The sequence below is a fragment of the Actinomadura rifamycini DSM 43936 genome, assembly GCF_000425065.1.
Lineage (GTDB): Bacteria > Actinomycetota > Actinomycetes > Streptosporangiales > Streptosporangiaceae > Spirillospora > Spirillospora rifamycini.
The window spans coordinates 253,141-279,593 of record NZ_KE384300.1 but is presented as its reverse complement, the minus strand read 5'-3'; the positions used below and the strand labels follow the sequence as shown (position 1 = coordinate 279,593).

The window sequence follows — 26,453 nt, the reverse complement described above, 5'->3', positions numbered from 1 at the left end:
GGGTCAGCGCGGACGGTCGTGCAGGCCCATCGTCAGGTTCCGCGCGGCCATCGGCGGGCCGCCGGGGCCGGCGTCCTTGTACGGCGGGACCTGCCCGTGCTGCTGCGCGTGCTGCGGCGGGGGCGGCGCCTGGTCGCGGGGCTGCGCGGCGGGCTCGGCCCACACGGCGGTGCCGTAGGCGCAGACCTCGTACGCGCCGCCGCCGATCGGGGCGGTGTCGAAGCGCATGCCGACGACCGAGTTGGCGCCCCTGCGGCGGGCCTCCTCGCCGAGCCGGTCCACCGCCTCGCGGCGGGCCGCGGCCAGCCCGGCGGCCGGCCGCTCCCCGGTCACCCGGAAGGTGGAGCTGCTGCCGGCGGGCCCGGGCTGCGGCGCCGCGCCCCGGTCGGCTTGGACGGCCGTGCCCAGGACGTCGCCGAGCACGCTGCGGATCTCGAAGCCCGCCAGGCCGTCAGTGGTCACGATCAGCATGGCCTCAACGGTAATCGACGGGACGGACGAAACGCGACGTTCGTCCCCGCCCGGCCGCCGTTTCCGGTGGCCGGATCCCGCCGCGTCCCCGGCGCGGGCGGGCGCGCCGGGCGCGCGCCGGCCCGGTGCCCGCCCGCCCGGGGCCGGGATTCACTCGAGGTACTCCCGCAGCATCTGCGCGCGGGACGGGTGCCGCAGCTTCGCCAGCGTCTTCGACTCGATCTGGCGGATCCGCTCGCGGGTGACGCCGAACTCCCGGCCGACCTCCTCCAGCGTGCGGGGGTGGCCGTCGGTCAGGCCGAAGCGCAGCTGGATGATGCGCTGCTCCCGTTCCGACAGCGTGCCGAGGATGTCCTCGAGCTGGTCCTGCAGCAGGATGAACGCCGCGGCCTCGATCGGGACGACGGCGTCCGCGTCCTCGATGAAGTCGCCGAGGTCGGAGTCCTCCTCGCCGATCGGCGACTGCAGCGACACCGGCTCCTGGGAGATCCGCTGGATCTCCACGACCCGGACCGGGGACAGCCCCATCTCCAGGCCGATCTCCTCGGGCGTCGGCTCCCGCCCGAGGTCCTGGTGGAGCTGGCGCTGCACGCGGACGAGCTTGTTGATCGTCTCCACCATGTGCACCGGGATCCGGATCGTCCGGGCCTGGTCGGCGATGGCCCGGGTGATCGCCTGGCGGATCCACCACGTGGCGTAGGTGGAGAACTTGAACCCCTTCGTGTAGTCGAATTTCTCGACCGCCCGGATGAGTCCGAGATTTCCCTCCTGGATCAGGTCGAGGAACAGCATTCCCCGGCCGACGTAGCGTTTGGCGATCGAGACCACCAGCCGCAGGTTGGCCTCGATCAGGCGTTGCTTCGCCCGTCTGCCCTCGCGGGCGAGCAGGTCGAGGTCGATCCGTTCGCCGCGGTCGAGGACGGCGGCGCGCGCCGCCTTCTCCTCCGCGAACAGTCCCGCCTCGATCGACTTCGCGAGTTCTACTTCATCTTCTGCCGTGAGCAGCGGTACGCGACCGATTTCTCTCAGATAGATCCGGACCAGGTCGCTCGTCGGCGCCCGCTTGCCGAGGTCTCCCTCATCAACCCGCGCGACGTCCTCGTTCTCCTGCTGGGGTTCGAGGACGTCCACCCCCTGCTCCGCGAGCATCCGGACCACCCGCTCCAGCGAGTCGTCCGGCAAGTCCGAGCGGTCGAGCGCGGCAGCGACGTCCGCGACGGTCACACCGCCGCGCTCTCTACCACGTGCGACGAGGTCCGCCACCTGATCAACCGATGGCGCCTCGCTAGGCAGCACCGAAGGGCTCACGCAGACAGTTTGCGATAAATGCGGCCTAGATCACAGGACCCATTTTGCCGGTGCTTGACTCACTGCGCTCCAAGACCGCGCTCACGCAACACCCGTCGCTGCTGCTCAAGCGCCACAAGATCGCCGAAGAGCCGGTTGTACACTTCCGGGTTCTCGGCCGGATTCAGCCGCCCGAGTTTAGATTTCGCGTCGGCGATCATGCGGGTGAGCTGGCGTTCCTGGATTCGGGCCAGCAGTTCCGCGGCATAACGGTCGTCCGCTTCGGATGCGGACCGTACCGGCTCGACTCCGAGCATGGTGATCAGGTCCCTGACCTGGTCGTTCGGGGACAGCTCCAGGAGCGCCCCGACCCATTCGGTGACCGCGCCGGCCGCCGTCACCCCGCCCGCCGAGCCGATCACCGTGCGGACGGCGGCGTGCTGGGGCGCGATGAACGCCTCGGGCAGGACCTCCTCGTCGAACCCCGGCCCGAGCAGCGCCGGTCGCTGCACCGCCAGTTTCAGCAGCTCGCGCTCCCGCTGCACCTCGGGGTCGTTCGGGTCGACGGCCGGACGGGCGGGCGCCGCCGGGCCCGCCGGGCCGCCGCCGGGACCGCCGGGACCGCCGTCGCGGCCGCCGCCGTTCCGGCCGTTCGGGGCGCCGCCCGGACCGTTCCGCCGGGGGTCGCCGGGCCGGCCGCCGCGCCCGTTCGCGCCGCCGCCGTGCCGCCGGGCCGCCAGCTCGCGGACGCGGCGCAGCACGAACTGCTCGTCCATGATGCCGAGCCACCGGTCCAGGTTGATCGCGTACATGTGGCGGCGGGACCGGTCCTTGATCGCGGCGACGACCGGGGCCGCGGCGTCCAGCGCGGCGAGCCGCCCCTCGACCGTGTCGAGGTCGTGCCGCTCGATCGCGCTGCGCACCGCGAACTCGAACAGCGGCACCCGGGACGCCACCAGGTCGCGGACGGCCGCGTCGCCGTGCCGGATGCGCAGGTCGCACGGGTCGAGGCCGTCCGGCTGGACGGCCACGAACGTCTGGCTGACGAACTTCTGCTCGTCGTCGAACGCCCGCAGCGCCGCCTTCTGCCCCGCCGCGTCGCCGTCGAACGTGAAGATCACCTCGCCGCGGAACTCGTCCTGGTCCATCAGGAGGCGGCGCAGTACCTTGATGTGGTCGTCGCCGAACGCGGTGCCGGACGTGGCGATGGCCGTCTCGACGCCCGCCAGGTGGCAGGCCATCACGTCGGTGTAGCCCTCGACCACCACGGCCTGCCGCCGCCGCGCGATCGCCTTCTTGGCGAGGTCGGCCCCGTACAGGACCGAGCCCTTGTGGAAGAGCGGCGTCTCGGGGGTGTTGAGGTACTTGGGGCCGTCATCGTCGTCGTACAGGCGCCGCGCGCCGAACCCGATGACGTCGCCGCCGAGGTCGCGGATCGGCCACATCAGCCGGCCGCGGAACCGGTCCATCGGCCCGCGCCGCCCCTCCTTGGCGAGGCCGCCCGCGACGACGTCCCGGTCGGCGAAGCCGCGGCCGCGCAGGTGCCGGACGAGGCCCTCCCACTCGCGCGGCGCGAACCCGACGCCGAACCGGGCGGCGTCGGCGGGCTCGAAGCCGCGCTCGGACAGGAACCGGCGGGCGATCTCGCCCTCGGGCGCGGCGAGCCGCTCCGCGTAGAACTCGGCGGCGGCCTTGTGCGCCTCCAGCAGCCGGGCGCGCTGCCCGCCGTCCTGGCGGGGGCCGCGCCGCCCGTCGTCCTCGTAGCGGAGCTGGATGCCGGCCTGCGACGCGAGCCGCTCCACCGCCTCGGAGAACGACAGGTGGTCGATCTCCTGGACGAACTTGATGACGTCGCCGCCCGCCTCGCAGCCGAAGCAGTAGTACAGGCCGCGCGAGGGGGTCACGTTGAACGACGGGGACTTCTCGTCGTGGAAGGGGCACAGGCCCTTCAGGTTGCCGCCGCCCGCACTGCGAAGCTGCAGGTACTCGCCGATCACGGCGTCGATGGACGAGCGCTCGCGGACGAGCGCGATGTCCTCATTGCGAATACGGCCTGCCACGTCGATGGAGTCTACGGCCGGGCGACGACATCCGAGGCATCCCGCCGGGAACGGGCGGCGGGCCGCCCCCGCGGGGCGGCGCCGCGCCGGTGGCCGGACCCGGCCCGGTTAACCGTCGGTAACCCGGTGGCGGCTCTGGACAACCGGGACCGGTGCGCGGTGAGATGGCGGACCGAGATTTTGCCCACCCCCAGGCGGACCCGATGACGGATGTTGTGCTGGACGGCGTCGAGAAAATCTATCCCGGCGGGCACGCCGCCGTCCGGAACGTGCGGCTCCGGATCAACGACGGCGAGCTGTTCGTCCTGCTGGGCCCGTCCGGATGCGGCAAGTCGACGATCCTGCGGATGATCGCGGGCCTGGAGGAGATCACCTCCGGCGACCTGCGGCTGAACGGCTCGGTGGCGAACGAGCTGACGCCCCGCGAGCGGAACGTCGCCATGGTGTTCCAGGAAGGCGCGCTGTACCCGCACCGCACCGTCAAGGGGAACATGATGTTCCCGCTGGAGGTGTCGGGGGACGACCGCGCCGAGGCGTCCGCGCGGGTGGTGGAGCTGGCGCGCGCGCTGGGCCTGAACACGATGATCGACCGGCTGCCGCGCACGCTGTCGGGCGGGCAGCGGCAGCGCGCCGCGATCGGCCGGGCGCTGGTCCGCGAGCCGTCGCTGTTCCTGATGGACGAGCCGCTGTCCAGCCTCGACGCGGGGCTGCGCACGGAGCTGCGGGTGGAGATCTCCGCGCTGGTGCGCTCCAGCCGCACCACCACGGTCTACGTCACGCACGACCAGGTCGAGGCGATGACGATGGCCGACCGCATGGCCGTCCTGCGCGACGGGGTGCTCGAGGACGTCGGCACGCCCGAGCAGATCTACGAGGACCCGGCGACCGTGTTCGTCGCGGCGTTCCTCAGCTCGCCGCCGATCAACCTGCTGCGGGCGACGCTGTGGGCGGTCGAGGGCGAGGGCCTGCGGCTCGACTTCGGCGCGCAGCGGCTGCTGCTCCCGTGGGACGACCCGCGGGCGTCCTGGCTGATCAGCCAGCACGGCCGCCCGGTCATCGTGGGGATCCGCCCGGACACGCTGACGCCGATCGCGCCGGGCGCGCCCGCCGCGCCGGGCACCGTCCTGTCGGGGCAGGTCCGCTCGCTGGAGTTCCACGGGCACGAGTGGCTCGCCTACGCCGGGGCGGGGATCCCGGTCGTGGACGCGAACCAGGTGGGGCGTCCCGTCCGCGCCGGGTACGCCGAGCCGGAGCGGCCGGGGATCCGCGGCCGGGTGCGGACGATGCTGGGCCGCCCCGCCGCGGACGCCGCGCCGCCGGAGGAGGAGCACGCGGGCCACCACCGGCGCTCCGACCTCGTCTTCCGGATCGGTTCCGGCCGGCGGCCGAACCCGGGCGACCGCGTGGCGCTGACCGTCGCGTTCGACCGGATGCTGATCTTCGACGCGGACGGGAAGCGCGTCACGCCCGTCCGGCGCTGACCCGGCGGACCGGGGCGGAGCCCCGCCGGGGCGGTCCGGCCCGGCGGGGCGCCGCGCGCCGTCCGGGAAACCGATGTAGCGTCCCGGCGTCCCGGCGGGCGCCGCGGTGTTGGTGCCGGCCGGCCTCCTCAGGACTTCAGGACGCGCTGGTGGAGTTCGGTCACGACCTTGCGCGCCGACTCGAACGACCCGTGCTGCCAGGCGATCTCGTGGCTGAGCCAGTCGCCGCAGAAGTAGACGTTGCCCTGCGGCTCGTTGAGCAGCCGGTACTCGGCGCCGCGGTCGGGCCACCCGATCCAGCCGCCCTCGATGTGCTCCTGCCGGGACCAGGCGATCGACACCGACGCCGTGACGCCCCGCCGGTACCGGGGGCCGTGGATCTTCGCGCCCTGGTCGAGGGCGCGCCGGAGCCGCTGCGCATGGGTCATGCGGGCGTACGCGTCGGCGGCGGAGCCGAAGTTGTAGTAGCCGATGAGCAGCCCGCTCCGGCCGTGGTAGCCGTACGAGGGGTACCAGATGGTGGCGAGGTCCAGGTCGGTGTTGGTGATGCCCCCGTAGATGTTCTCGTCCCGCTCCCACCAGCGGCCGTCGTACTCGATGCCGATCTTGCCGGTGGAGGCCGGGACCGGGGTGCCCAGCGCCGCCTGGACGTTCGCGCCGAGGTTGTGCGGGATCCTGGCGAGGATGTGCGGCGGGAGCGCGGCGATGACGTAGTCGGCTTCGGCCGCGCGGGTCCGGCCGTTCTGGACGTACTCGACCCGGGTCCCGCCCGTCCGGTCGGTGATCCCGGTGACCTTCGCACCGGTCCTGATCCGGCCCTTGCCGACCGCTTCGGCCAGCGCCCGCGGGATGGCGTCCATGCCGCCGACCGGCTGGAACATCAGCATCGCCTGGCTGTAGCCGAACTCGAAGGAGAGGGAGCGGCCGACCCCGCTGGCGAGGACGTCCGACAGGGACGGCGGCGGGCCCAGCACCGTGCCGGCCTGCGCTCCCGCGCCCGGGTCCACGGCGTAGCCGCGCCGTCCGGTGCCGGTGTAGGCGTATCCGCCGGACTTGGGCCCGATGGCGCCGAAGTCCGCCAGGAACGACAGCAGCCGCTCCTTGTCGTCCGCGGTGAGCCGTCCGTTCAGTGCGCCCTGGTCGGTGGCCTTGGCGAGAAGCTCGGAGATGTAGCCGTACACGTCGGCCTTGGCGGTGCGCCATTTGACCGGCGCGTCCATTCCGGCGGACTCGTTGTAGATCAGCGCTTCGGCATTGGTGTTGGTGAACACCTCCAGGGGGACACCGAGTTCGCGGCAGTAGTCCATGGTGGTCATCCACTGCGCGATGCGCGCCGGACCGGCGTTCATGTACTGGCCGCGGCCGAATTCCGCCCGCTGCGCGGCGCCGCCCATCTCGGTGAGCCGGTCGCCGCCGCGCAGGGTCAGGTTGCGGCCGCCCACCCGGTCCCGGGCCTCCAGGACCGTGCAGTGGTACCCGGCCTTACCCAGTTCGTAGGCCGCCGCCAGGCCCGCCACGCCCCCGCCGAGGATCAGCACCCTGGCGGCTGCGCGCCCTCGCAGCCGGAAGTCGGAGGGCCGCGGGGGCTGGAAGGGCGCCTTGGTCGCGGCCTCGGCGGAGGGGGCCAGGCCCAGTGCCCCCATGGTGGCGAACATCGCGCCCGCCCCGCCCGCCCTTCCCACCCCGGTAAGGAACGACCGGCGGTTGACTCCCTGTGACTGTTCCCTTGTCGCCAAGGAACACCTCCAAGATTTCGACAGCGAGGAGTCTTGGAGCGTTCCGTTATCGTCGCGGGTCGGTTCCGTAAGTACCGTGTTGCCAGATGATCACTAACTGAGGGTGATTCGTGGATCACCGTCCCGTTCGCCCAGGTCGGGCGCGCGTCACGCCCGTCCGGTGATGATCCGCTCCAGCCGCGCGAGGGCCGCGCCGATCGCGGCCTCGTCGGCGGCGCCGTAGCCGAGCACGAGGCCGGGCGCGGCGGGCCCCGTCACGGCGAACTCCGACAGCGCGAACAGTCCGATGCCGGCGTCGAGGGCGCGCCGGGCGACGGCGGCGTCGTCGGTCCCGGCGGGCAGCGGCGCGCTCAGGTGCAGCCCCGCCTCGGCCGGGACGGGCCGCGACCAGCGGCCCGCGAGCTCGGCCACCCGCTCGTGCCGGGCCTGGTAGGCGCGGCGCGACCGGCGGACGTGCCGGGCCAGCAGGCCCTCGTCGATGAACCGGGCGAGCGCGGCCTGCGCGGGCAGCTCGGCGTGCCAGCTCGACGCGTACCTGGCGAGCCGGAGCGCGCGGTGCAGCGTCGGCGGCGCGACGAGGAACCCGAGGCGCAGCACCGGCCGCATGACCTTGGAGAACGTCCCGGTGTAGAGCACGCGGCCGTCCTCGTCGAGGCTCTGCAGCGGCTCGATCGGGCGCCCGCCGTACCGGAACTCGGTGTCGTAGTCGTCCTCGATGACCACGGCGTCGCGGCGCCGCGCCCAGCCCAGCAGCGCGCGGCGGCGGGGCAGCGACATGGGCATGCCCAGCGGGAACTGGTGGGACGGCGTGACGTAGACGGCGCGGGCCGCACCGGGCAGCCCGTCCACCCGCAGCCCCTCCGCGTCGACGGGCACGCCGACGACCCGGAGCCCGGCGGCGCGCAGCAGCATCACGACCGGCGGGTAGCCGGGGTCCTCGACGGCCACGACGTCGCCCGGCTCCAGCAGCACCCGGACGATCAGGTCGATCGCCTGCTGCGTGCCCGAGGTGACCAGGACGTCCGCCGGTCCCGCCCGCACCGAGCGGGACACGCCGACGTGCCGCGCGATCGCCTCCCGCAGGTCCGCGAGCCCCGCCGGGTCGCCGGCCGACGCGGCGTCCCGCAGCCCGGACGGGCGCAGCACCCCGGCGGTGATGCGCCGCCACGCCTCGAACGGGAACAGCCGCACGTCCGGGAGCCCGGCGCGCAGGTCCCAGCGGATCCCGGGCATGGGGCGCGGCCAGATCTCCAGGCCGTCCCAGATGCGGCGCGGCCGCGGCGGCGACGCGGCCGGGGCCCCGCGCGGCGCCGCGCCCGCCTCCTGGACGAACGTGCCCGCGCCCACCCGGCTGTACAGGAACCCCTCGGCGGCGAGGCGGTCGTAGGCGACGGCGACGGTGTTGCGGGAGACGGCGAGCCGCCGCGCCAGCTCCCGCGTCGGCGGCACCGGCTCGGCCGCCCGCAGCCGCCCGTCCAGGATCGCGTCCCGGAGCTGCCGGTAGATCTGCCCGGACAGGTCCTTCCGGCCGACCAGGCTCACGTGGAGGTCCACCGCACGACCGTAGATCGGCTCAGTCGAACACCGCAAATTTGGCCCTGTCATTGGGCCGATCGCGACCCTACGGTTGCCGCATGAGTCTGCTGAAGACGCTGCTCGCCAGCGATTTCCGCCCCCTCGACCGGAGGGCCCTCGACCTCTGGCTCGACACCGTCGCGCAGGTGAAGCCGGACATGCTGGCCCTCCCCACGCCCTGCCCGGACTGGACCCTGCACGGCCTGATCCGGCACCAGCTGAACCAGGACGCGGGCTTCGCCGCCGCCGCCCGGGGCGAGGGCGCGCGGCCGTCCGTCTGGCGCGGCGCCGACCTCGGCGACGATCCCCTCGCGTCCGCGGCGGCGTCCGCCGACCTGGTGACCGCCGCGTTCGCCGCGACCGGCCCGCGCGACACGCTCCACCTGCCCGAGATCGGCGACGGCACCACCGTCCCCGCCGCGCTCGCGATCGGGTTCCACCTCGTGGACGCCGTCGTCCACGCGTGGGACGCGGCCGTCGCGATCGGCGTCCCGTGGGAACCGGACGCCGACCTCGTCGAGGCGTCGCTGCGGATCGCCGCGATCGTCCCGGAGGACGGGCGGGTGCCGGGCGAGGCGTTCGCCCCGCCCGTCCCGGTCGCCGGCGGCGCCGCACCGCGCGACCGGCTGCTCGCCCTCCTCGGCCGCTCCCCCGCATGGCGGTGAGGACGCACTGGCTCGCCGGTCCCGCGGCGGCCCCGGGACCGGTCCTGGTCAGCGTCACCGACTTCACCTGCGCCCGCGCGCGCGACCTGCCGGGCGTCGCCCGGGCCGGCATGGCCCTGCGCCGCTCCTGGCCGGAACTGCCGGGCGCCGTCGGGCTCTGGCTCTGGTCGCTGCCGCTGGAACGCCGGAGCGGCTCGGTGTCGGTCTGGACGGACGAGGCCGCGCTGCGCGGGTTCGTGCGGCTGCCGGAGCACGTCGCGATCATGCGGCGGTACCGCGGCCGCGGCGAGATCCGTGCCGTGACCTGGGAGGCCGACGCCTTCGACCGGGCCGCGACGTGGGAGCGCGCCGCGCGCTTCCTCGATCTGCCGGAGGCCGCGCCGCGGCGCGGGCCCCGGTAGAGGCCGGTCCTCCCGGAGCCGCCCGGACTCCGCGTCCGCTCCAGGACGGGCGTTCGCGCGCCCCGGCGGCGGGTAGGGGGCCCGGAGCGCGCCTGGCCTGGAGCGCGCTCCGGATCGCGGCGGCGATGACGACGGCGGCCGGCACCGACGAGACCGGCACGACGACGACCGGCACGACGAGGGGCACCCATGCGCATCGGACTTCAGGTTCCCAGCTACACCTTCCCCGGCGGGCCCGAGCGGATCGGCCCGGAGTTCGGGGGCGTCGCCCGCGACGCCGACCAGGCCGGGCTGCACTCGCTGTGGGTGATGGACCACTTCTTCCAGATCGGCATGGTCGGCGCCGCCGAGGAGCCGATGCTCGAGGGCTACTCGGCGCTCGCGTACGCGGCGGCGCTCACGGAGAACATCACCCTCGGGACCCTGGTCACCGGCGTCACCTACCGGCACCCCGGGATCCTCGTCAAGACGGTCACCACCCTGGACGTCCTGTCGGGCGGACGGGCGTGGCTCGGCATCGGCGCCGCGTGGCACGAGGAGGAGTCGCGGGGGCTCGGCGTCGCGTTCCCGCCGAGGCCGGAGCGGTACGAGCGGCTGGAGGAGACGCTGCGGATCGCGCACCGGATGTGGAAGGGCGACGAATCGCCGTTCGAGGGCCGCCACTACCGGCTGGAGCGTCCGCTCAACTCGCCGCCCGCGCTGCGCCGCCCGCACCCGCCCATCCTCGTCGGCGGCGCCGGCGAGAAGAAGACCTTGCGGCTCGTCGCCGAGTACGCCGACGCCTGCAACGTCTTCGACGGCGACGAACTGCCGCACAAACTGGACGTCCTGCGGGAGCACTGCGAGCGGCAGGGCCGCGACTACGCCGAGATCGAGAAGACGGCGCTGACGCAGTTCCGGGACGCGCCGTCGGTGGACGCGGCCGTCGACACGATCGGTCGGCTCGCCGAGGCGGGCGTCGACCACGTGATGTTCTCCCGGGGCACCGGCCGGGACCTGGTCGGCCCGCTCGCCGAGGCGCGGGCGCAGACGGAGAAGATCGTCCCCGCGGGCCGGTGAGGCGGGCCGGGGACGCCCCCGCGCGCCGGGCGCGGGGACGTCCCCGGCGGTCACCCTTCGATCATCTCGTCAGCCTTCGATCATCTCGTCAGCCCTCGATCATCTCGTGGTAGTGCAGCGGGACGCCGAACAGGTTCAGCGCGTTGATGAGCGCCACCAGCCCCACGAGGTCGCCGGCCTCCCGGTCGTCCGGGTAGTGCTCGCGCAGCGTCGCCCACATCGCGTCGGTCACCGGCTCCCGCCGCGTGACCGCCTCGGTGTAGGCGAGCGCCGCCCGCTCGGCGCCGGTGTAGAGCGGCGACTCCCGCCAGACGGGGAGGTGGTGCAGGCGCTCCTCGCGCTCGCCGTTCCGGCGCGCGTCCCGGGAGTGGATGTCGACGCAGAACGCGCACCCGTTGAGCTGGGACGCACGCAACTTGATCAACTCCTGGACGGCGCGGTCGAGCGGCCCGCCGTGGATCACCGCGGCGGTCTTGATGATCCCCTGGTAGACCTCGGGGCTCGCGTCCTTCAGCAGCATGCGCGGCATGATCGTCTCCTTTCGTCACCAGGGAGACGGCGCACCCCCGCCGGTTGTGACGCGCCCGGGCCGACCGGTTCAGCCGGTCCCGTCCCGCAGCCCGGGGGCGCGGAACTTGGCGGGGTTCAGGACGCGGCGGTAGGCGACGACGCGGCCGTCCGCGATCTCGAGCGCGTCGACGGCGGCGAGCCGCCCGTCGCGCAGGATCAGCAGGCCGGGTCCGCCGTTGACCTCGGCGGGGACCGCCCGGAATTCGTGCCGGGCGGCCGTCCGCAGCAGCGCGGTGGCGACCCGGGCGGCACCGCGGATGATCTTGCGGGCGGCGAAGACGCGGCCGCCGCCGTCGGTGGTGTAGGCGGCGTCCGGGTCGAGCAGTGCGAGCAGCGCGGCCTCGTCGCGGCGCTCGTAGGCGGCGCGGAACGCGGCCAGCACGCGGGCGCCCTCGGGCCCGCCGGACGGCGGCGGGGCCGCGGCGACCTTGCGGCGCGCCCGGGACACGAGCTGCCGGCACGCGGCGGGCGTCTTCCCGAGCACCTCCGCGATCCGGTCGTACGGGACGCCGAACGCCCGGTACAGGACGAACGCGACCCGCTCGGGCGGCGACAGCTCCTCCATCACCAGCAGCATCGCGGTGCCGAGCGTGTCGTCGACGAGCACCGGCTCGGCGGCGTCCGGGCCGGTGAGCAGCGGTTCGGGCAGCCACGGGCCCACGTAGTCGACGCGGCGGGCGCGCGCCGAGCCGAGGACGTCGTAGGCGCGGCGCGCGGCGACCGTGATCAGCCAGGCGCGCAGATCGCGGACGTCGCCGAGGGACGCCTTCGCGGCGCGCAGCCACGTGTCCTGGACGATGTCCTCGGCGTCGGCGACCGAGCCGGTGATGCGGTACGCCGCGCCGAACACCGCCGGGCGGTGCAGCGCCCACTCGTCGTCCAGCCGGCCCATGTCAGCCGGCGGCGGGGGTGAAGACCCACCTCTTGTACGACCAGTAGCGCCAGGCGGCGCCGAGGCCGACGCCCGCCAGCAGCGCCCCGTTGTAGGCGACGCCGCTCTGCAGGCCGAGCGTGTAGTGGGTGAAGCCGGTGCACGCCACCTGGATGAGCATCCCGATGCCGTTCAGCGTGAAGAAGACGGCGACCTCGCGGCCGGACCCGTCGCTGTCGCGGTGCCGGAACGTCCAGAAGCGGTTGGCGAGGTAGGACGTCAGCGTGGAGGCGATCCCGGGCACGACGACGCTCGTGATGGGGCTGCCGCCGAGCCAGGCGCGCATCAGGTTGGCGCCCAGGATCATGATCAGGGTGCCGACGCACCCGACGAAACCGAAGGTGAGCAGTTCGCGCAGGAATGCGCGTTTCGGCCGGACGGTCGCGACCGTTTCGGGCGGTCTCGACCGTTGTATGGTGCTCACTCGCCCAGACCTTACCCGAGGGATCCTCATACCTTGGGAGGACCCTCGAGAAACACGTGGTCAGCGGCCCGCCGTCGCGGTCGCCGGGGCGAGCAGGACGATCAGCCCGACGAGCGCGACGGGGACCGCGAGCGCCCAGCCGAGCCCGGTGCCCTGCGCGACGAACCCGATGACCGGGGGCCCGCCGAGCACCCCCAGGTAGCCGACGGCGGTGACGCGGGAGATGCCGGTCGCGGCGGGGACCCCCGGCAGGTTCCCGGCCGCGCTGAACGTCACCGGCGCCACCGCCGCGACGCCGAGGCCGAACAGCGTGAACCCGGCGACGGCGGCGGCCGGGTGCTGCACCGCCAGCCCGAGTCCGAGCCCCGCGGCGGCGACGAGGGACCCGGCGCGCAGCACCCGGACCGGCCCGAAGCGCGCGACGACCCGGTCGCCGGTGAAGCGGCCGAGCGTCATCGCGATCGCGCAGCCCGCGTAGCCGAGCCCGGCCGTGCCCGGCCCGGTCCCGAGGTCGTCCCGCAGGTAGATCGCGCTCCAGTCGGCGACGGCGCCCTCGCCGACGAACGAGCACAGCCCGATGACCCCGAGCAGCGCCAGCGACCACCGCGCCGTCCGGGCCGTCCCGTCCGGGCCGGGCGCTCCCGGGGCGACCGGCTCCGGTGCGGGCGTCGCGTCCGCCGACCGGTCGAGGAGGTCGCGGCAGCCGAGCAGCAGCACGAGCACCAGCACGCCCGCGACCGCCGCGAAGTGCAGCGGGACCGGGACGGCCGCGTGCGCGGCGGCCGAGCCGATCAGCGCGGCCAGCAGCGTCCCGATGCTGTACCAGGCGTGCAGCCCCGACATCAGCGGGCGCCCGTACGACCGCTCCACCGCGACGCCCTGCGCGTTCATCGCCACGTCCATCAGCCCCAGCGACGCGCCCATCAGCGCCAGCGAGCAGACCAGCGCGCCGAGGTTCCCCGCCAGGCCCAGCGGGATCAGCGACACCGCGCAGGCGACGCCCGTGGCGAGCGTCACCGACCGGCTCCCCCACCGCCCGATGAGCGCGCCCGCCGACCGGACCGCCAGCACCAGCCCGACCGGGGCGCCGAGCAGCGCGAGGCCCATCGTCCCCTCGCTCAGCCCGAGATCGTCCTTGATCTGCGGGATGCGGGCCACCCACGCGGCGGTGAACAGCCCGTGCACGGCGAAGGCGGTCGTGACCGCGAGGCGCGCCCGCGGCGACGGCGGCGCGATCTTCTCGGTAATCACCCGGCCGACTGTACGTCCCTTACCGCACGGCCGACAGAGACCGTTCCGGCCACGTTTCCGTCAGCGCAGGTCGGCCAGCGGGACGCCCGGATCGGCGAGCCGCGCCGCGTCCACCGGCCGTCCCGACCGGATGAGCGCCTGGACGTCCGCCGTGACGTCCCACACGTTCACGTTCATGCCCGCGACGACCCGCCCGCCGGCCAGCCAGAACGCGACGAACTCGCCGGACGCGCGGTCGCCCCGGTACACCACCTCGTCGTACTCGCCCGGCGCGGCGACCCCCGACATCTCCATGCCGAGGTCGAACTGGTCGCTGAAGAAGTACGGGATCCGGTCGTAGACGACCTCGCGGTCCAGCATCGCGCGCGCCGCGGCCGGGCCGCCGTTCAGCGCGTTCGCCCAGTGCTCGACGCGGACGCGGCGCCCCAGCAGCGGGTTGTAGGCGTTCGCGACGTCGCCCGCCGCGAACACGTCCGGGTCGGACGTGCGCAGCGACGGATCCACGAGGACGCCGTCCGACACCTCCAGCCCCGCGGCCTCCGCCAGCCGGGTGTTCGGCCGCACCCCGATCCCGACGACCACGACGTCCGCGGGCACCTCCGCGCCGCCGGACGTGACCGCCGCCGACACCTGCCCGGCGCCCCAGAACCCCGCGACGCCCTGCTCCAGCCGCAGGTCGACGCCGTTGTCGCGGTGCAGGTCGGCGAACATCCTGCCGATCTCGGGCCCGACGGCCTGATGCAGCGGGACCGGCTCCGGCTCGATGACCGTCACGTCGTTGCCGTGCGCGCGCGCCGCCGCGGCCGTCTCCAGCCCGATCCAGCCCGCCCCGGCCACCACCACCCGGCGGCCGCCGTGCACGAGCGCCTGCTTCAGCGCCGCCGCGTCCGCCATCGTCCGCAGGTAGTGGATGCCCTGGAGCCGCGCGCCCGGGACGTCGAGGCGCCGCGGGGTCGCGCCGGTCGCGAGCAGCGCCCGGTCGTAGCCGATCCGCTCGCCCGTCGCCAGCCGGACGACGTGCGCCGCGGCGTCGAGCGCGTCCACCGCCACCCCGAGCCGCAGCTCGACGCCGTGCTCGCCGTACCACTCGGGATCGTGCACGTGGGCCTTCTCCCGCGGCTCCGCGCCCAGCAGGAACCCCTTCGACAGCGGCGGCCGCTCGTACGGGCGCTCGATCTCCTCGCCGATCAGCAGGATCCGGCCCGCGAAGCCCTCCTCCCGGAGCGTCTCGGCGGCCTTGGCGCCGGCCAGGCCGGCGCCCACGATGACGAACGTCCCCTCGGGCATGATGCCTCCTATGGTCACCTTGAGTCATCCTCACAGTGACATCCGTGATGAGACAAGGGTCCAGAGGAAGGCGAGTCGGACGGGACGTCCCGTCCCGAGGTCAGCCGGTGAGCAGCCGGTGGCGGGCGATCGCGGAGATGTCGGTGAGCGAGGCGATCTGGTCGACGACCGCGCGGAGCCGGCCGGCGTCGTCGTCCGCCTCCTCGAACGCGGCGCGGAAGCCCGGCTCGAGGGTGCCCGGGGCGCCCGCGAGCATCAGCTCGGCCAGCTCGGTGATCAGCGTGCGCTGCCGGGCCCGGACCTCCTCGTGGCTGATCCACACGTAGTGCGCGGTGATGCCCTTGAGCAGCGCGTTCTCCAGCCGGGCCGCGCGCGGGACGATCAGGTCCGCGGCGTAGCGGGTCAGCGGGCGGTCGCCGTGCGCGGCGCGCGTCGCGTCCTCCGCGGCCAGGCAGAACCGGCCGATCAGCGTGCTCGTGAGGTTCTTCAGGGCGGCGAGGCTGCGCGGCGTCCCGTCGTAGCGGGACGGCCAGTACGGCTCGGCGAGCAGCATCGCGAAGCGCTCCTCGAGCTCGGCCATGTCGGCGTCGGCGCAGTACAGCTTGCGGGCGGTCGCGGCGACGAGGCGTCGCTCGGCGGGGTCGGCGAGCCGCGCGAAGTCGATGTGCCCGGCGACCAGGGCGTCCTCCAGGTCGTGGACGGAGTAGGCGACGTCGTCGCTCCAGTCCATGACCTGGGCCTCGAAGCAGGTGCGGCCGGGCTCGGCGCCCTCCCGCACCCAGCCCGCGACGTCCAGGTCGTCCTCGTACACGCCGAACTTCCCGTGGCCGGCGGCGGCCTGCGGCGTGCCCGCCGTCCAGGGGTACTTCATCGCGGCGTCCAGCGCGGCCCGCGTCAGGTTGAGGCCCACGCTGCGGCCGTGCAGGGGCGGGCCGTCGGGGGCGAACGACTTCGGCTCCAGCCTGGTCAGGACACGCAGGCTCTGCGCGTTGCCTTCGAACCCGCCGCAGTCGCGCGCGACGACGTCTAGGGCGGCCTCCCCGTTGTGCCCGAACGGCGGGTGCCCGATGTCGTGCGACAGGCAGGCCGTCTCCACCAGGTCGGGGTCGCAGCCCAGCGCCTTGCCGAGCTCGCGGCCCACCTGGGCGCACTCCAGCGAGTGGGTGAGGCGGGTGCGCAGGCTCTGCACGGTGTCGTCGCCGGCGTCCGACCCCGGCGACGCGACCTGCGTCTTGGCGGCCAGGCGGCGCAGCGCGGCGCTGTGCAGGACGCGCGCCCGGTCGCGCTCGAAGGCGGTGCGGTCGCGCCGCTTGGACGGCTCGGGCGCCCAGCGGCGCCGGTCGTGCTCGGTGTAGGTGGTCATCTCCCGTCCAGGGTAAGCGGCGGCCGTGACGCCGCGGCGGACCGCGGGCGACGGCTCCGCGTCACCGCGCGGACGTCCCGGTGCCGCCGTCCCCGGCGCCGTCCCCGGCCGCGCCGTCGCCCCCGCCCCCGGCGGGCCGGTCGCCGCCGGAGGGCGGGGCGGGCTCGCCGTCGCCGCCGAGGAACGCGTACGACAGGTAGGCGCCCGTCTCCCGGACGATGTAGTACGCCTGCGTCTCGCGGGTCTGGACGCTCGGGCCGCTGCGCGTCGGGGACGCCGCGGCCTCGATGCCGTGGTCGGCGGCCAGCCGCTCGGACCGGAACGAGTGCCACGGGTCGGAGACGACCACGCCGGACGACCAGCCGCGCTCGCCGTACAGCCGCCCGACGGCCGCGAAGCTCTCCAGGGTGTCGCGGCCGGTGGGCACCGCCACGACGTCCCCGGCGGGCACCCCGCCCTTCTCGACCAGCCAGCGGCGGCCCGATCCCGCCTCGGTGTAGGTGTCGCCGGGCTGCTTCCCGCCGACGGTGACGATCGCGGGCGCGACCCCGTCCCGGTACAGGTTCAGCGCGTGCTGCAAGCGCCACTGCAGCGTCGGCGACGGTTTCCCGTTGTACTGCGCGGCGCCGAGGACGATGATCGCGTCCGAGCGCGGACGCTCGTCCTGGCGCGCCTCGTACCAGATGCGCGCGGCGATGGTGAGGGGGGTGAGCAGGGCGACGATCAGCAGGCCGAGGACGAGACCGACCGGGATCACCGCCCGGGACGGTCCGCCTCGCCGACCGTGCCGTCCGCCCCGGCTCCCCCCTGCGGATTCCGGGTGCTCCAGTTCCAACGTCATCGTGTCGGCCACGCTAGTTAGATGGCCCGGCGGATGTGCGAAGTTCCCGGATCGGACGTGTCGCCCGCACCACACGTCCGTCCCCCGCCCTCCGCGCGGCGGCCGGCGCGCCCGGCCGCCGCGCGGAGGGCGCGCTCAGCGGCCGCCGGCCGCGTCCGCCGCCATGATCGCGGCGCGGCCCGCCTCGAGCCGCGCCACGGGTACCCGGAACGGCGAGCACGACACGTAGTCGAGGCCGGTCTCGTGGCAGAAGTGGACCGAGTCGGGGTCGCCGCCGTGCTCCCCGCAGATCCCGAGCTTGAGGCCCGGGCGGGCGCGGCGCCCCTCCTCGGCGGCGATCCGGACGAGCCGCCCGACGCCGTCGCGGTCGAGCGTCTCGAACGGCGACGCGCCGAAGATGCCGAGTTCGAGGTAGCGGGAGAAGAACGCGGCCTCGACGTCGTCGCGGGAGAAGCCCCACGTCGTCTGGGTGAGGTCGTTCGTGCCGAAGGAGAAGAACTCGGCGGCCTCGGCGATCTGACCGGCGGTCAGCGCCGCCCGCGGCAGCTCGATCATGGTGCCGATCAGCGCGGGGACGTCCACGCCGGTCTCCCGGGCCACGTCCGCGAGGACCTCGCGGGCCTCGTCGCGGACGGCCTCCAGTTCCTGGACCGCGCCGACGAGCGGGATCATGATCTCGGGGCGCGGGTCGCCGCCCGCGGCCCGCCGCGCCGCCGCGGCCTCGGCGATCGCGCGCACCTGCATGGAGAACAGGCCGGGAATCACCAAACCCAGCCGCACGCCCCGCAATCCCAACATAGGGTTCTGCTCGTGCAGTCGGTTGACCGCCTCCAGGAGCCTGCGGTCCCGTGGGTCCGCGCCGTCGCCGGCGAGCGCGACCTTCACCGACAGCTCGGTGAGGTCGGGGAGGAATTCGTGCAGCGGCGGGTCGATCAGCCGGATCGTGACCGGCAGCCCGTCCATGGCTTCGAAGATGCCCTCGAAGTCGCTGCGCTGCAGCGGCTCCAGGGCGTCCAGGGCGGCCTGCCGCTCCGCGTCGTCCTCGGCCAGGATCAGCGTCTCGACGAGCCGCCGCCGGTCGCCGAGGAACATGTGCTCGGTGCGGCACAGGCCGATGCCGCGCGCCCCGAACCGGCGGGCGCGCGCCGAGTCCTCGGGGTTGTCGGCGTTCGCGCGGACGGCGAGCGCGGCGCGCTCGTCGGCGTGCCGCATCAGGCGGTCGACGGCCTTGACGAGGTCGTCGCCGTCGGCGGCCGCGAGCCCGCCCTCGAAGTACCGGACGACCGGGGAGTCCTCGGCCGGGACCTCGCCGAGGTAGACGTCGCCGGACGACCCGTCGATCGAGATCACGTCGCCCTCGGCCACGGTCGTCCCGTCCGGGGCGGTGAACCGGCCCGCCTTGACGTCGACGTCGAGTTCCTCGGCGCCGCACACGCACGTCTTGCCCATGCCGCGCGCGACGACCGCGGCGTGCGAGGTCTTGCCGCCGCGGGACGTCAGGACGCCCTGGGCGGCCATCATCCCGGCGAGGTCGTCGGGGTTGGTCTCGCGGCGGACGAGGATGACGTCCTCGCCGCGCTCGGCCAGCTCGACGGCCCGCTCGGAGGTGAACACGACCTTGCCGACGGCGGCGCCCGGCGAGGCGTTCATGCCGCGCGTCAGCTTGGCGATGCCGTCGGTGGTGGAGGTGAAGCGGGGGAACATCAGCTGCGCGAGCTGGTCGCCCTTGACGCGGCGGGCGGCCTCGTCGGCGTCGATGAGCCCCTGGTCGAGCAGCTGGCAGGCGATGCGGAACGCCGCGGCGGCGGTCCGCTTGCCGACCCGGGTCTGCAGCATCCACAGCTTCCCGCGCTCGATCGTGAACTCGATGTCGCACATGTCGAGGTAGTGGTTCTCCAGCTTCTCCATGATCTGGAGGAGCCGGTCGTAGGACGCCTTGTCGAGGCGCTCCAGCTCGGTCAGCGGGACCGTGTTGCGGATGCCGGCGACGACGTCCTCGCCCTGCGCGTTCTGCAGGTAGTCGCCGTAGATGCCCTGCTGCCCGGACGCGGGGTCGCGGGTGAACGCGACGCCCGTCCCGGAGTCCATGCCGAGGTTGCCGAACACCATCGAGCAGATATTCACGGCGGTGCCGAGGTCGACGGGGATGCGCTCCTGGCGGCGGTACAGGATCGCGCGGGGGGCGTTCCAGGAGTCGAACACGGCGCGGACGGCGAGGTCCATCTGCTCGCGGGGGTCGGTCGGGAAGTCGCGCCCGGCCTGCTCGCGGACGATGGCCTTGAACTTCTCGACGAGGCCCTTGAAGTCCTCGGCGGTGAGGTCGACGTCGTCGGCCGTCCCGCGCGCCTTCTTCGCGGCGTCCACGGCGTCCTCGAACAGCTCGCCGTCGATGCCGAGGACCGTGCCGCCGAACATCTGGATGAGGCGCCGGTAGGAGTCCCACGCGAACCGCTCGTCGCCCGCCTGCGCGGCGAGGCCCAGCACGGACTCGTCGTTGAGGCCGACGTTCAGGACGGTCTCCATCATGCCCGGCATGCTGAACTTCGCGCCGGACCGGACGCTGACCAGCAGCGGGTCGTCGCTCTGCCCGAGGCGCTTGCCCATCGCGCGCTCGAGCTCGGCCAGGTGCCGGTCCACCTCGTCCTGGAGCCCGTCGGGGAGGCCCCCGTGCTCGAGGTAGTGCCGGCACGCCTCCGTGGTGATCGTGAACCCGGGAGGCACGGGCAGTCCGAGGTTGGTCATCTCGGCCAGGTTGGCGCCCTTGCCGCCCAGCAGATCTTTGAGGTCCTTGTTGCCCTCAGTGAAGTCGTACACGAACTTCGCCACGGGGAGCTCCTTCTCGCTCCGGTTTCTGCCAGGGACAGTGCCGGTCCCGCTCCCCCGGAGGCGCGCGTCATCGCGTTCCCCCAGGCAGTTGCGTGTCCGCTGCCCTGTTTGCCGGGACTGTACCCGCGCTGTGATGGTTTGTTCGGCGCCCGGTCACCGGAGGGGCGTTCTCGCAGGTCAGATCCTGGATAGTGGTCTATTCCACTAGGACACTCCGGACATGCGTCACAGATTCCCCGGGCGGAGCACGCCCGGGGCGACATTCGCGCCCGTCGATGGCGTAGCCACCGGACGCGAGAGGGAATGATGGAGGATCAAGGAGGTGAGGCTGTGAGGCCGAAGGTCGCCGGCGGCCGGGCGGGAGATCCGTTCGCCCCCATCGCCGATTACGGGTTCCTGTCCGACTGCGAGACGACCGCGCTGGTCGCCCCCAGCGGGAACATCGAGTGGATGTGCCTGCCCAAGATGGACTCGCCGAGCGTGTTCGGGTCCATCCTCGACCGCGACGCCGGCTACTTCCGCGTCGGCCCGGCCGGGGTGGAGGTCCCGGCGGCGCAGCGCTACATCCCCGGCACCATGGTCATGGAGACGACCTGGTGGGTGCACGGGGGCTGGCTGGTGGTGACGGACGCCCTGCTGATGGGGCCCTGGCACCACGAGACGGAACGGTCCCACACGCACCGCCGCGCCCCCACGGACTACGACGCCGACCACGTCCTGCTCCGCATGGTGCGCTGCGTGAACGGCCAGGTGCAGGTCCGGCTCGACTGCATGCCGGTGTTCGACTACGGGCAGACGCCCGCCCGCTGGGAGCACACCGGCGCCGGCTACCACGAGGCCGTCGCGCGCGGGAACGGCGTCGGGCTGCGGCTCACGACCGACATGAACGTCGGCTTCGAGGGGTCCCTGGCGACCGCCCGCACCCTGCTCAAGCAGGGCGAGGCCCGGTTCGTCGCCCTGTCCTGGAGCGAGCACGCCGCCCCCGCCACCTACAAGGAGGCGCAGGAACGGCTCGTCTGGACGGTCCACCACTGGCAGCACTGGCTGGACCGGGGCCGGTTCCCCGACCACCCGTGGCGGGCCCACCTGCAGCGCAGCGCCCTCACCCTCAAGGGCCTGACGTTCGCGCCGTCCGGCGCGGTCGCGGCGGCGGCGACGACCTCGCTGCCCGAGGCTCCCGGCGGCGACCGGAACTGGGACTACCGCTACACCTGGATCCGCGACTCCACCATGGCGCTGTGGGCGTTCTACACCCTCGGCTACGACTGGGAGGCCAACGACTTCTTCTACTTCATCACCGACGTCGCCGAGGCGGCCGAGGGCAAGCTGCAGATCATGTACGGGCTGGACGGCCGGGAGGAGCTGCCCGAGTCGACGCTCGACCACCTGTCGGGCTACGACAACGCCCGTCCCGTCCGGATCGGCAACGAGGCGTACATGCAGGCCCAGCACGACGTCTGGGGCGCGATCATCGGGTCGGTGTACCTGTTCGTGCGCAAGCGCGACCGGCTCGACGACCGGCTGTGGAAGATCATCGTGAAGCAGGTGGAGGACGCGCTCGCCAACTGGCGCACCCCCGACTGCGGGATGTGGGAGGTGCGCGGCGAACCCCAGCACTTCACCTCGTCCAAGGTGTTCTGCTGGGTGGCGGCCGAGCGCGGCGCCCGGCTGGCCCGCATCCGCGGCGACGCCGAGCGCGCGCGCCGCTGGCAGGCCGCGGCCGACGAGATCCACGCCGACGTGCTCGCCAACGCCCTCGACGACCGCGGGGTCTTCACCGCCCACTACGGCGCGACGGCCCTGGACGCGTCCGCGCTGCTCATCCCGCTGCTCGGGTTCCTGCCCGCCGACGACAAGCGGGTCCGCGAGACCGTCCTGGCGATCGCCGACGAGCTCTCCGAGGACGATCTCGTCCTGCGCTACCGCGCGTCCGAGACCGACGACGGGTTCGAGTCCGACGAGGGCACGTTCACGATCTGCTCGTTCTGGCTGGTGTCGACGCTCGTCCTGATCGGCGAGCTGGACCGTGCCCGGGCGCTGTGCGAGAAGCTGCTGTCGTACGCGAGCCCGCTGCAGCTGTACGCCGAGGAGATCGACCCGCACACGGGCCGCCACCTCGGCAACTTCCCGCAGGCGTTCACGCACCTGGCGCTGATCAACGCGGTCATGCAGGTGATCCGGGCGGAGAACGACGAGGACCAGCCGCCGCTCGCCTGACCGCGCCGCCGTGGCCGGGCCCCCGCCCCGGCCACGGCACGTTTCACCACAACGGCCGATAATGGTCATATTCGCCGCCGCCTCCGAAAACGAACGCGGTCCGCCGTCCAAGATCATTAAGTTCGCGGTGTGACCACGCCTCCGGACGCCCCCGGCGCCGACGACAGCCCCAGCGGATCCACGCGGCGGCCGACGGGCGCCGTCCCGTTCCCGGACGCCCCGAGCCCCGCCCCGGCCTCGTTCTCGGGCGCCCTCCCCTTCGCGGACGCGCCCGGAACGGAAGCGCCGCCCTTCGCCGGCCTCCCCGAGACGGACGCGTCACCGCCGCCGCCCGCCGGGACGTACGCCGCCCCGTCCCAGGGGCCGCCCCTGCCCGTCGCCGGGCTCGGCGCCGCCGGGCTCGGCGCCGCCGGGACTCCCCCGCCGGCCGCCAAGCGGCGGACGGCCCGGTTCGCCGTCATCGCCCTGGTCACCGGCCTCTTCGGCCTCGTGCCGGTCGCGCTCGGGTTCGGCATCGCGGCACTGCTCCTGCGGCGCGGGAACCGGCGGGGCAGAAGCTTCGCCATCGCGGGCATCGCCGCCTCCCTCGCCTGGTCCGCCATCGTGTACCTGCTGGGGCCCGTCGCCCTGGAGGCCCTGTTCGCGGTGGAGCGCGACCGGTCGGGCGCCATCTCGAAACCCGGCACCACGCTGTTCTCGGTACTGCGGAAAGGCGACTGCTTCACCGGCGACGACCTTCCCGAACGGCTGCGCCTGGTCGAGGCGGTGCCGTGCACCGAACCCCACACCGGCGAGGTCCTCATGCGCGCGGCGCTGCCCGACGGCCCGTGGCCGGGCGGCGAGCGCGCCGAGCTGGCGACCCGCGTCGCGTGCGGGCGCGAACTCGTCCGGCTGCGCAAGAGCACCGCATACCCGTCCCTCCTGCCCTACTTCGAGGTGCCGAACGTCGTGAACTGGAAGACGGGCGACCGGGAGGCCGCCTGCGCCGTGCACCACCCGGACGGCGCCTACCGGGGGCGGCTGGCCGACACGGTGAAACCCGGGCGGCGGACCTTCGACGAACTGGCCCGCTGGCGCTGCGTCAGGAACCTGGCCCCGGAGAAGCTCCCCCTCGTGGCGCCGGTGTCCTGCGCGAAACCGCACGCCGCCCAGGTCTTCGCCACCTAAGAGGTCGAACCCGACGCGGAGCACGCCCCGCTCACGTACCCGCCGCATCCGGGCGAGGAGATCCTGGAGGCGCAGGCGCTGAACCGATGCGAGTCCATCGCGGCCGACACCTGGCCCCGGCCCCCGGCCGCCGGCCTGCAGCTCGTCGCGGTACCGCCCGGCCCGTACGACTGGGAGGGCGGGATCCGGAAGGTCGTGTGCCTGCTCGCCTCCCCGGGCGAGCCGCTGCGCGGCAGCCTCGCCCCCCGCTGACGGACGCCCCCTCCAGGGCGGTCACGTTTCGGCATCGAGCGCCGAAAGCCGCACGGTTCGTGATGGAAGATCATTACATTGCCGCCCCGTGACCACGCCACCCGACGCCGGCGAGGCGGACCCCGCCCCGGCCGGCTCCTGGACCCCGCCGGACGCCCTCCCTCCCGCCTCCACCGAAGCCACGGAGGCCGCCGGGGCCGCCGCAGCGGCGACCCCGACGCCTCCGGAGAACCGGGCCGCCCGGGAAACGGACCGGACCGCCGTCGTCGCGCTGATCACCGGGCTGATCGGCCTGGTCCCCCTCGCGGTCCCGTTCGCCGTCGCGGCGCTCGTCCGGCTCCGGCGGGGGACACGGAAGGGCCGGGCCCTGGCCGCCGGCGCCCTGGCGGCGTCCCTCGCCTGGACGGCGGCCGCGGCCCTGGCGGCGGTCCTGGCGTCGTCCGACCCGGCCCTCGACCGCGACGCGGCGGGCGCGGTGACGACGAACGCCGAGGTCCCGTTCGCGGAGCTGCGGGACGGCGACTGCTTCAGGGGCTACGACTTCCCGACGCCGATCGAGAGCCTGGGAACCGTCACGGCGGTTCCCTGCACGGCGCCCCACACCGGCGAGATCATCGCGCGCGTCCCCCTCCCCGACGACGCGGCCCCCAGCACGCCCAATATCGTGTGCACGGACAAGTACATGTACTTGCAGAAAAGCCGTGCGCAGAAGCAGCTCGCTCCCCTTTTCGGCGTCCTAGAAACCGGCCGGGGCAAGGCGGGCGAACGATGGATCGTCTGCGCCCAGCACTACAAGGGCACAGGACTCCGGACGCCCCTCGCCGCGACGGTGGACAACTCGCTCAAGGCGTACTACCAGCTCACTCCCGGGACGTGCATCAAGAGCCGGACGGTCGAGAGGCCGATCGTGACGTCCGCCGTCCCGTGCAGCGAGCCGCACTGGAACGAGGTGTTCGCGACCTACGAGATCTCCGTGGGCGGCACCTACGCTCCGGGGACCCTTCCGGAGCTCCCCAGCGAACTCGTCTACCGGGACGCGCTCGCGCGTTGCACTGCCGAAGCCAGGAAACTCTTCCGGAAAGTGCCGCCGAAGCCCGGCCTGGAGATCGAGGCCCTGCCGCCGCTTCCGGCGGACCGCGAGCGCGGGATCCTGACCGTGCTGTGCACCGTGCGCGCCGACGGCGAGGGCATGCGGGGCTCGATCATGCCCGGCTGAGGTGTCCGGTACCGGTCATCCGCGGCGCGGAGCGCCGACGGTGCACGGTTCGTGATTCAAGATCGTTAACGTGCTGCACCGTGAGCACGCCACCCACCTCCGGCGCGGCTTCCGGCGAACCTCCCCACGAGAACGGCCTCGAGAGCCGGGGAACCGCCGAGTCCCCGGATTCCTCGCCCCCGATCGTCTGGGCGCCGCCGGACGCCGGGAGCGCCCCACCGGCCGCCCCCGTCCCGCCGCCCGCGGCGGTGCCGACGGGGCCGCCGCCCGGACCCGCGCAGCCGCCTCCTCCGGCCGGGGCCGTGCCGCCGGGGCCGCCGCCCGGGCCGGTACCGCCGCCCGGGCCTGAGGCGTCGACGGCGCCGGACGGGCCGCGGCGGACGAGCCGGCTGGCGATCGTCTCGCTCGTCACCGGGCTGCTCGGCCTCGTGCCGCTCGCGATCGCGTTCGGCGTCGCGGCGCTGGTCGTCCTGCGGCGCCGGACGCGCAAGGGGAAGGGCCTCGCGTTCGGCGGGCTGGCCGCCTCGCTCGTGTGGACGGTGGCCGCGGCGGCCGTCGCGGCGGCCGCGGTCGTGGCCGAGTTCTCCGTCGACCGGGACGCGGCCGGGCGGATCACGGAGGGCGGCAAGGTCCACGTCTCGGCGCTCCGCGAGGGCGACTGCTACACCGGCTTCGGGCCGGACGACGTCCAGATCGCGCTCGTCGAAGCGGTGCCCTGCACCGAACCGCACCGGGGCGAGGTGATCGCGCGGGTGCCGGCCGCCACACCGCTGCTGGACGGGTCCGAGGTCTGCCCGGACCGGACCTCCCACCTCGAGACGAGCCGCCACTACGACGAACTCGAGCCGTACATCCACGCGCCGCGGACCATGGACGGCGACGAAGCCGTCATCTGCGCGATGCACTACATCGGCGACGAGCCGATCACGACCAAGCTGGGAGACACCCTGGACGACTCCCTGAAGAAGTTCGAACATCTGCAGGTCGGCGAGTGCCTCAAGGATGTGTCCGGCATGCGGATGTACACGTACATGAGGTCGCTGCCCTGCACGCGGCCCCACCAGTACCAGGTGTACGCGGCCTTCGAGGTCCCGTACCGCGGTGACCCGGCCGGCGCCCCCGACCAGGAGTACATCGACAAGAAGGCCGAGAAGGGCTGCGACGACCGGTTCTGGAAGGGGATCGACGAGCAGGAGGGCGTCGAGTACGAGTTCACGTTCATCACGCCGACGCCGGAGACGTGGCACGCGAGCCGGGAAGCCCTCTGCTTCGTCAGCCTCTCCGGCGAGCGGCCGTTGACGAAGTCGATCGTGACGAAGTGATTCGTCCCTGTTTGATCACATTTCGGCGTCACACATGGCCGGTGCACGGTT

21 protein-coding genes are annotated in these 26,453 nt (G+C 73.8%); 8 read left to right on the top strand and 13 right to left on the bottom strand.

Translation table 11 applies throughout. The annotated features are described in order from the left end of the window. Window positions 1–3: 3 nt before the first annotated feature. From H505_RS0134670 to dnaG, 3 genes are all read right to left on the bottom strand, one after another. Window positions 4–471, bottom strand: a complete 468-nt coding sequence (locus H505_RS0134670) for a YbjQ family protein (RefSeq protein ID WP_026405609.1) — start codon at window positions 469–471, stop codon at window positions 4–6. Window positions 472–621: 150 nt separating this feature from the next. Next, window positions 622–1,767 (bottom strand): RNA polymerase sigma factor RpoD, encoded by a 1,146-nt coding sequence (gene rpoD, locus H505_RS0134665; protein WP_026405608.1) that lies wholly within the window; start codon window positions 1,765–1,767, stop codon window positions 622–624. Between the two features lie 71 nt (window positions 1,768–1,838). Next, window positions 1,839–3,818 (bottom strand): DNA primase, encoded by a 1,980-nt coding sequence (gene dnaG / locus H505_RS0134660; protein ID WP_026405607.1) that lies wholly within the window; start codon window positions 3,816–3,818, stop codon window positions 1,839–1,841. A gap of 203 nt (window positions 3,819–4,021) precedes the next feature. Between dnaG and H505_RS0134655 the strand changes: the two genes are divergently transcribed. Continuing rightward, complete coding sequence (locus H505_RS0134655; protein ID WP_026405606.1) at window positions 4,022–5,299, top strand: ABC transporter ATP-binding protein; 1,278 nt, start codon at window positions 4,022–4,024, stop codon at window positions 5,297–5,299. Between the two features lie 128 nt (window positions 5,300–5,427). On the opposite strand, the gene H505_RS0134650 is transcribed toward H505_RS0134655, so the two are convergent. After that, window positions 5,428–6,942, bottom strand: coding sequence for a flavin monoamine oxidase family protein (locus H505_RS0134650; RefSeq protein WP_245592709.1), 1,515 nt, complete (start codon window positions 6,940–6,942; stop codon window positions 5,428–5,430). A gap of 240 nt (window positions 6,943–7,182) precedes the next feature. After that, entirely contained in the window at window positions 7,183–8,589 is a 1,407-nt protein-coding gene (gene pdxR / locus H505_RS0134645) for a MocR-like pyridoxine biosynthesis transcription factor PdxR (protein WP_026405604.1), read from the bottom strand. 80 nt (window positions 8,590–8,669) lie between these two features. Between pdxR and H505_RS0134640 the strand changes: the two genes are divergently transcribed. From H505_RS0134640 to H505_RS0134630, 3 genes are all read left to right on the top strand, one after another. Further along, complete coding sequence (locus H505_RS0134640) at window positions 8,670–9,275, top strand: TIGR03086 family metal-binding protein (protein WP_026405603.1); 606 nt, start codon at window positions 8,670–8,672, stop codon at window positions 9,273–9,275. Further along, entirely contained in the window at window positions 9,266–9,676 is a 411-nt protein-coding gene (locus H505_RS46355; RefSeq protein WP_051301501.1) for a hypothetical protein, read from the top strand. Before H505_RS0134640 ends, H505_RS46355 begins: the two co-directional genes overlap by 10 nt. A gap of 189 nt (window positions 9,677–9,865) precedes the next feature. After that, window positions 9,866–10,735 (top strand): LLM class F420-dependent oxidoreductase, encoded by an 870-nt coding sequence (locus tag H505_RS0134630; RefSeq protein WP_026405602.1) that lies wholly within the window; start codon window positions 9,866–9,868, stop codon window positions 10,733–10,735. Between the two features lie 88 nt (window positions 10,736–10,823). Here H505_RS0134630 and H505_RS0134625 read toward each other — a convergent pair whose 3' ends face one another. The 8 genes from H505_RS0134625 to ppdK form a co-directional block, all read right to left on the bottom strand. Then, entirely contained in the window at window positions 10,824–11,264 is a 441-nt protein-coding gene (locus tag H505_RS0134625) for a carboxymuconolactone decarboxylase family protein (protein WP_034521287.1), read from the bottom strand. Window positions 11,265–11,333: 69 nt separating this feature from the next. Further along, a complete protein-coding gene (gene sigJ / locus H505_RS46350; RefSeq protein ID WP_034521284.1) occupies window positions 11,334–12,197 on the bottom strand; it encodes an RNA polymerase sigma factor SigJ in 864 nt (287 codons plus the stop codon). 1 nt (window position 12,198) lies between these two features. After that, window positions 12,199–12,660, bottom strand: coding sequence for a GtrA family protein (locus H505_RS0134615; RefSeq protein ID WP_026405600.1), 462 nt, complete (start codon window positions 12,658–12,660; stop codon window positions 12,199–12,201). Window positions 12,661–12,720: 60 nt separating this feature from the next. Beyond that, on the bottom strand, window positions 12,721–13,911 hold the full coding sequence (locus H505_RS0134610; protein WP_026405599.1) for an MFS transporter: 1,191 nt from the start codon (window positions 13,909–13,911) through the stop codon (window positions 12,721–12,723). A gap of 60 nt (window positions 13,912–13,971) precedes the next feature. Next, a complete protein-coding gene (locus H505_RS0134605) occupies window positions 13,972–15,198 on the bottom strand; it encodes an NAD(P)/FAD-dependent oxidoreductase (protein ID WP_026405598.1) in 1,227 nt (408 codons plus the stop codon). A 100-nt stretch (window positions 15,199–15,298) separates the two neighbouring features. Beyond that, entirely contained in the window at window positions 15,299–16,561 is a 1,263-nt protein-coding gene (locus H505_RS0134600) for a deoxyguanosinetriphosphate triphosphohydrolase (protein ID WP_026405597.1), read from the bottom strand. Window positions 16,562–16,622: 61 nt separating this feature from the next. Further along, complete coding sequence (locus tag H505_RS46345) at window positions 16,623–17,318, bottom strand: YdcF family protein (protein ID WP_064743771.1); 696 nt, start codon at window positions 17,316–17,318, stop codon at window positions 16,623–16,625. A gap of 219 nt (window positions 17,319–17,537) precedes the next feature. Next, entirely contained in the window at window positions 17,538–20,228 is a 2,691-nt protein-coding gene (gene ppdK, locus H505_RS0134590; protein ID WP_026405596.1) for a pyruvate, phosphate dikinase, read from the bottom strand. Window positions 20,229–20,558: 330 nt separating this feature from the next. On the opposite strand from ppdK, the gene H505_RS0134585 reads away from it, so the two are divergent. The 4 genes from H505_RS0134585 (at window position 20,559) to H505_RS0134570 (ending at window position 26,402) form a co-directional block, all read left to right on the top strand. Beyond that, complete coding sequence (locus H505_RS0134585; protein WP_026405595.1) at window positions 20,559–22,445, top strand: glycoside hydrolase family 15 protein; 1,887 nt, start codon at window positions 20,559–20,561, stop codon at window positions 22,443–22,445. A gap of 129 nt (window positions 22,446–22,574) precedes the next feature. Then, window positions 22,575–23,612 carry a septum formation family protein gene (locus tag H505_RS0134580; protein WP_026405594.1) on the top strand — a complete coding sequence of 346 codons (1,038 nt, stop codon included), beginning with the start codon at window positions 22,575–22,577 and terminating at the stop codon, window positions 23,610–23,612. Between the two features lie 340 nt (window positions 23,613–23,952). Further along, the gene (locus tag H505_RS0134575) at window positions 23,953–25,080 is read left to right on the top strand and encodes a hypothetical protein (protein WP_026405593.1); all 1,128 of its coding nucleotides are present in this window, start codon (window positions 23,953–23,955) and stop codon (window positions 25,078–25,080) included. Between the two features lie 80 nt (window positions 25,081–25,160). Further along, a complete protein-coding gene (locus H505_RS0134570) occupies window positions 25,161–26,402 on the top strand; it encodes a DUF4190 domain-containing protein (RefSeq protein WP_157433246.1) in 1,242 nt (413 codons plus the stop codon). Window positions 26,403–26,453 lie beyond the last annotated feature (51 nt).